This is a genomic window from Corynebacterium sp. HMSC064H12 (assembly GCF_001809925.1).
Lineage (GTDB): Bacteria > Actinomycetota > Actinomycetes > Mycobacteriales > Mycobacteriaceae > Corynebacterium > Corynebacterium jeikeium_D.
Genome location: NZ_KV799337.1, coordinates 71,029 through 77,794, shown reverse-complemented (window position 1 = coordinate 77,794; position 6,766 = coordinate 71,029). Strand labels below are relative to the sequence as shown.

At 57.9% G+C, this 6,766-nt stretch carries 5 protein-coding genes; all 5 read left to right on the top strand.

Translation table 11 applies throughout. The features are described from left to right. Nucleotides 1-1,623, top strand: a 1,623-nt coding sequence (gene sucB, locus HMPREF2681_RS04745) for a 2-oxoglutarate dehydrogenase, E2 component, dihydrolipoamide succinyltransferase (protein ID WP_070546246.1), incomplete at its 5' end; no start/stop codon positions are given. 569 nt (nt 1,624-2,192) lie between these two features. Continuing rightward, on the top strand, nt 2,193-3,818 hold the full coding sequence (locus HMPREF2681_RS04740; RefSeq protein WP_016423042.1) for an inorganic phosphate transporter: 1,626 nt from the start codon (nt 2,193-2,195) through the stop codon (nt 3,816-3,818). 152 nt (nt 3,819-3,970) lie between these two features. Next, nucleotides 3,971-4,774 carry a lipoyl(octanoyl) transferase LipB gene (gene lipB / locus HMPREF2681_RS04735; protein ID WP_048732570.1) on the top strand — a complete coding sequence of 268 codons (804 nt, stop codon included), beginning with the start codon at nt 3,971-3,973 and terminating at the stop codon, nt 4,772-4,774. A gap of 9 nt (nt 4,775-4,783) precedes the next feature. Then, nucleotides 4,784-5,869 (top strand): lipoyl synthase, encoded by a 1,086-nt coding sequence (lipA, locus tag HMPREF2681_RS04730; protein WP_070546245.1) that lies wholly within the window; start codon nt 4,784-4,786, stop codon nt 5,867-5,869. Between the two features lie 66 nt (nt 5,870-5,935). Then, nucleotides 5,936-6,715, top strand: coding sequence for a DUF4191 domain-containing protein (locus tag HMPREF2681_RS04725; RefSeq protein ID WP_005511046.1), 780 nt, complete (start codon nt 5,936-5,938; stop codon nt 6,713-6,715). Nucleotides 6,716-6,766 lie beyond the last annotated feature (51 nt).

The following is a 6,766-nucleotide window of genomic DNA, read 5'->3' as shown; positions in this document are numbered from 1 at the left end:
TGGCTGAAGAAGGTCGGCGACACCGTCGAGGTCGACGAACCGTTGCTCGAGGTTTCCACCGACAAGGTCGACACCGAAATTCCTTCCCCAGTCGCAGGCACCCTGCTCGAGGTCCTCTACGACGAAGACGACACCGTTGACGTCGGCGAGGTCATCGCTCGCGTTGGCGATGCAGACACTGCTCCGGCCGCCAAGGAAGAGGCCGAGGAGGCATCTGCCGCAGTCGAGAAGGACGAGGAGCCAGTAAAGGCCAACGAGGAGACTGAGGAAGACTCCACTGACGTTGACGCTGGCGACGCTACTGACGTTGAGATGCCGGAGCTCGGCGAATCCGTCACCGAAGGCACGATTACCACTTGGCTGAAGAAGGTCGGCGACACCGTCGAGGTCGACGAACCGTTGCTCGAGGTTTCCACCGACAAGGTCGACACCGAAATTCCTTCCCCAGTCGCAGGCACCCTGCTCGAGGTCCTCTACGACGAAGACGACACCGTTGACGTCGGCGAGGTCATCGCTCGCGTTGGCAGTGGCCAGCCAAAGAAGGCTGCACCGAAGAAGGAAGCTCCAAAGGCTGAATCCAAGCCGGAGCCAAAGAAGGAAGCTCCAAAGGCAGAGTCCAAGCCGGAGCCAAAGAAGGAAGAGCCGAAGAAGGAGACTCCGAAGGCTGAGGCTCCGAAGGCTGAATCCAAGCCTTCCGCTAACAAGGACGTTCCTTACGTCACCCCGCTGGTCCGCAAGCTGGCTGACAAGCACGGCGTTGACCTGACTAAGGTCGAGGGCTCTGGAATCGGCGGCCGCATTCGTAAGCAGGATGTTCTGCGCGCTGCCGAGGGCGGCCAGGAGACTACTGCTGAGTCCGGCTCCAACTGGTCCACCAAGGGCGTTCGCCCTGAGCTCGCTGAGCTGCGCGGCACCACCCAGCGTGTCAACCGCATCCGCGAGATCACCGCTGCCAAGACCCTCGAGTCTCTGCAGACTTCCGCACAGCTGACCCAGGTCCACGAGGCCGATATGACTGCCATCTGGGATTTGCGCGCTACTAAGAAGGCTGAGTTCGAGAAGAAGCACGGCGCAAAGCTGACCTTCCTGCCATTCTTTGCAAAGGCAATCGTTGAGGCTCTGGTCAGCCACCCGAACGTCAACGCTTCCTGGAACGAAGAGACCAAGGAGATTACCTACCACGAGCAGGTCAACCTGGGTATCGCTGTCGATACCGAGCGTGGTTTGCTCTCCCCGGTCATCCACAACGCTCAGGATATGTCCCTGCCGGAGCTGGCTGCTGCTATTGCGGACATCGCAGACCGCGCTCGCAACAACAAGCTGACCCCGAACGACCTGTCCGGCGGCACCTTCACCATTACCAACATCGGCTCCGAGGGCGCTCTGACCGACACTCCGATTCTGGTTCCGCCGCAGGCCGCAATGGTCGGCACCGGCGCGATTAAGAAGCGCGCAGTAGTCGTCACCGAGAATGAGGCAGATGCCATTGGTATTCGCGCCATGGTCTTCCTGCCAATTACCTACGATCACCGCCTGATCGACGGCGCTGATGCAGGTCGCTTCATGACGACCGTTGTTGACCGCCTCGAGGTTGCTAACTTCGAATCGGATCTGCAGCTCTAAGCAGCTTGCTCCCCTCCTGGGGTAGTAGCGCCGCGGGAATCTAGCTGGCTTGCTAGCAGGAGGTTCTGCCTCTTCCCTGCCCGCGTTAGTCGCACTTTGCGGCTGACGCGGGTATTTCTTTTGCCGCATTCGTCCCGCAGTTGAACCTAATCAGCGATTCCTTCAAATGCGCAGGCCCCCTATTCTTGGCTAGTGCTCAGATTTCACGTAGCCACACATAGCTAGCAAAGGCTCCATCGGCACAAAGAATTAACGTGCTGTTATTGCGCCGTTAAGCCATTAGCAGACAGCGGGAGGGTCGAACCGAAAGCAAAGCTGCAAGTAGCAAATGCGCATACTTTTTGTCCTGCCGAAATGCGAGAACACCACACACCCCCGCACACAGTTCCGGCTATCGCTTTCAGCTACACCGACGAGAGCTGAAGATAGCGATAATTAAATTCATTATTTGTTAACCTCGCCGTCACCTAGTTAGCAATTAGCCTTTACCAATCTAAGAAATCATTAGACAGCAGGCTTCTTTGGCGTGCCTATTTTTGCTCTCTGTACGTAACTTAGAAAGGTGGAGCATGTCCTCGGCTCCAGCGAATACTAGTTCGTCGACCGGGACCACATCATCTGAGCAATCGAGCTCCTCAGATAAGTGGTGGCACCTCTTCTTCGGCGGGCTTCTCGCAATCAACATCGTAATTTTTGTCTTCTGGGCTTATGACTTTGTGGGCCCGCAGGCAAATACGGCAATCCTTCTGATTACCATCGCGTTCGCCGTCTTCATGGCGTTCAACATCGGCGGTAACGACGTTGCTAACTCCTTCGGTACTTCAGTCGGTGCCGGCACCCTGAGCATGAAGCAGGCGCTTGTTGTCGCTTCAGTCTTTGAGGTTTCGGGCGCCGTCCTCGCTGGTGGCGAGGTTACTGACACCGTCCGTTCCGGCATTGTGGACCTGAACGCAATCCACGGTTTGGACCCGATGGAGTTCGCCTTCATCATGATGTCCGCGCTTCTCGGCGCGGCAGTGTGGCTCCTCGTTGCCACCCGCATGGGTTGGCCAGTCTCCACTACCCACTCCATCGTCGGCGGTATCGTCGGTGCCGCACTGACGGTCGGTTTCATCACCGGCAAGGGTGGCTGGAGCATGGTCCAGTGGGATCAGATTGGTCAGATCGCCGTTTCCTGGGTCCTCTCTCCGCTCCTCGGCGGTTTGGTCGCGTTCCTCCTGTTCGGCGGCATTAAGAACTCGATTCTCGTCTACAACGACAAGGCTTCCAAGCAGCTGCAGGCCATCCACCAGGAAAAGGCGGACCTCAAGGCGCAGCACCGCGACGACTTCGAAAAGCTCCCTGAGCACGATCAGATCTCGTACACCAACGCGATGCTTCGCGACGCTACGACGATGCGTGACAACGACTGGACTCCGGATGACCTGGAGTCTGAGTACTTCCGCAAGCTCGTCCACATCGAATCCAAGGTTGATGATGTCCGCGCTCACCGTGCGCTGGAAGCTTGGGTTCCGGGTCTAGCAGCCCTGGGCTCTATTGTCATCTCCGCGATGATGCTGTTCAAGGGTCTGAAGAACCTTCACCTAGGGCTTTCCAGCCTGGACAACTTCCTGATTATGGGCATGATCGCCACCGCAGTGTGGCTTGCCGTTTACATCTTCGCGCGTACTTTGAAGCGTCAGGATTTGGATCGTTCCACCTTCCTGCTGTTCAGCTGGATGCAGGTCTTCACCGCTGCTGCGTTCGCTTTCTCCCACGGCTCGAACGACATCGCTAACGCGCTTGGCCCGTTCGTGGCAATTCTGGATGTTCTCCGTACCAACGAGATCTCTTCCGAGTCCGGCGTCCCGCTGGCAGTCATGACCACCATGGGTGTCGCTCTCATCTCCGGTCTGTGGTTTATCGGCCGCTTCGTTATCAAGACCGTCGGATCCGGCCTGACTGAGATTCACCCAGCATCGGGTTTTGCCGCAGAGCTTTCCGCTGCTGTGGTCGTTATGATTGCTTCCCTGCTGGGTCTGCCGGTTTCCTCCACCCACATTCTGATTGGTGCCGTTCTCGGTGTCGGTATCGTTAACCGTGCCGCTAACTGGAACCTGATGAAGCCGATTGGTTTGGCCTGGGTTATTACCCTTCCGGCCGCTGCAGGTATCTCGGCAATCACCGTTTCCATCCTCCGCGTCGTCTTCGGCTAAGCCCACAAAAGCACGCCACTTTTACCCCGGCGGTCACTTTCTAGTGACCACCGGGGTATTTTTACGTCTGGCGCTATCCAAGTAAGTTTGGCGCTATCCAAGTAACAAGTAATCTGAGGCCTACAGAATTTCGGCGTATCCTATAGGCCACCATGACTGCCCCAAGAAAACCTTTTACTCGCGCAGATAAATCCATTCGGGAATCAAGCTCCGACATCGAGATTCAACATCTCGGCCTTGTCGACTACGAAGAGACCTGGCACCTACAGGCAGACCTTGCTGCCAAGCGTGCGAAAGACCTAATTCCAGATCAGGTTCTCGTGCTTGAGCACCCGAGTCTTTACACAGCAGGAAAGCGCACCCAGCCGGAGGACCGTCCTACCAATGGGTTGCCGGTCGTCGATGTCGACCGCGGTGGCCGCATCACCTGGCACGGCCCGGGCCAGCTTGTGATGTATCCCATCATCAAGCTCGCTCAGCCGGTCGATGTGGTGGACTACGTCCGCAGACTGGAAGAAGCCCTCATTCAAACCGTTCGCCGAGCCGGCATCGCGGCTGCTGGCCGCATCGATGGCCGCTCGGGGGTATGGGTTCCCGCATCAAACGGACTGAGCGACCGAAAGATTGCGGCACTGGGAATCCGCGTGACCCATGGTGTAACCATGCACGGACTCAGTCTGAACTGCGACAACTCTATGGAGTTCTACAACTACATCATCCCGTGTGGCATCTCCGACGCTGGAGTGACCACCCTATCCCGGGAGCTTGACCGAGATGTTAGCGTGTCAGAGATGACAGAGTCGCTTCTGGCAGATTTGCAAGATGCTTTGGAAGGCCGTTTGACCGTTGCCGACCATTCCTTCGGCTCCGCGCCCGACCCCACGAAGGACCTGCCACACCGGGTGAAGCACAACTCCACCACCGGCATATTCGAGTACTCATCAACAAAAGAGTAGGATGAAACTGTGACTGTTAAGCCAGAAGGACGTAAGTTACTGCGCGTCGAGGCACGAAATGCCGAGACCCCTATCGAGAACAAGCCCCGGTGGATTCGCAACCAGGTTCGTCCGGGCCCCAGCTACAAGGACATGAAAAACCGTGTCTCGGGTGCCTCTTTGCACACGGTCTGTCAGGAGGCTGGCTGCCCGAACATTCACGAATGTTGGGAAGACCGCGAGGCCACCTTCCTCATCGGCGGCGATAAGTGCACCCGCCGCTGCGACTTCTGCCAGATTAACTCAGCCAAGCCCGACCCATTGGATAAGGATGAGCCGCGTCGTGTTGCGGAATCCGTCCGCGAGATGGGTCTTCGTTACGCCACTATCACCGGTGTCGCCCGCGACGATCTGCCCGACGGTGCATCCTGGCTCTACGCTGAGACCTGCCGCCAGATCCACGAACTCAACCCGAATACCGGAGTCGAGCTCCTTGTCGATGACTTCCGTGGCGACGAATCTGCAGCACAGCAGGTATTCGACGCCAAGCCCGAGGTTTTCGCCCACAACTTGGAAACGGTGCCGCGCATCTTCAAGCGCATCCGCCCCGCATTCCGCTACGAGCGTTCCTTGGAACTCATCACTCGCGCTCGCGAAGCTGGGCTAGTTACCAAGTCCAACCTCATCCTGGGCATGGGCGAATCCTACGACGAGATCATCTCCGCTATGCAGGATTTGCACGATGCCGGCTGCGATATTCTGACGATCACTCAGTACCTCCGCCCCACTCCACTGCACCATCCAATTGAACGTTGGGTTAAGCCGGAGGAGTTCGTCAAACTCTCCAAGACCGCTGAAGAGATGGGCTTTGCCGGCGTCATGTCCGGCCCGCTGGTCCGCTCTTCCTACCGCGCTGGCCGACTCTACGCCCGTGCACTGGCGCACCGCGGTCAGGAACTGCCTGCGCATCTGTCCGCGCTTGCCGACGACAACGACAACAACCTCGCGCTTCAGGAAGCCTCGACTCTGCTCGACCGCTATGGCGCATCGGAGGATACGCCAGTCACTTCGACTATTCCGGCTTCCGAGAGGCCGACGGCCGCAGCGCCGTCGTAAAGCGAAACGGCGCTACGGCGCGGTCTATTGCCTAAAACTACATCGCATGCCCTAAAGTTGGTGATTATGGCGACCAATGATGCGAAAGAAATGAAGAAGGCGAACCGCGCCGCCAAGCGCGCTCAGCGTAAGCAGACTCGTAGCCAGATGTGGCAGGCGTTTAAGCTGCAGCGCTCGCGGGACAACAAGCTCGTGCCTTACATGGCGCTGGGCTTCTTCGGTCCAATTATCCTGCTGTTACTGCTTGGTCTGCTCATTGGTGGAGTCTGGCCCTGGGTTCTGACGATTATTGGTATCTCGATCGGCTTTATGGTCGCGATGTACATCTTCTCTAAGCGTCTTGAGGCGTCCTTCTACACAGAGGCGGAAGGCCAGGCCGGCGCTGCGGCGTGGACGCTGGACAATATGCGTCAGGGCGTTGGCTATGTCTGGCACGTCAAGACCGGTGTTGTCGCTAATCAGCACATGGATGCTGTTCACCGTGTTATTGGTAACGCCGGTGTTGTGCTGGTCGGTGAAGGTGATCCGAACCGCGTCAAGCAGATGATTGCTCGTGAGAAGAAGTCGCTGGCACGCATTGCGGGCGAAGCGCCGATTTACGACATGATTGCTGGTAGCGACGAGGGCCAGGTCCCGCCGAAGAAGCTGCAGCGCGAACTCATGCGTTTGCCGCGCAACCTGAATAAGGATCAGGCCAACGCTCTGAATGAGCGCATCCAGTCGATGGACCGTATTCGCGATGCGCGCGCGAACATGCCCAAGGGTCCAATGCCGAAGGGCGCTAACCCACAGGCCGGCATGAACCGTCGTGCGCGCCGTGCCGCCAATCGCGGCAAGAAGCACTAGAGGTTTTAGCTAGGTTTCACCAGGGTCGGTTGCTCGGGCAACCCGCCGAGG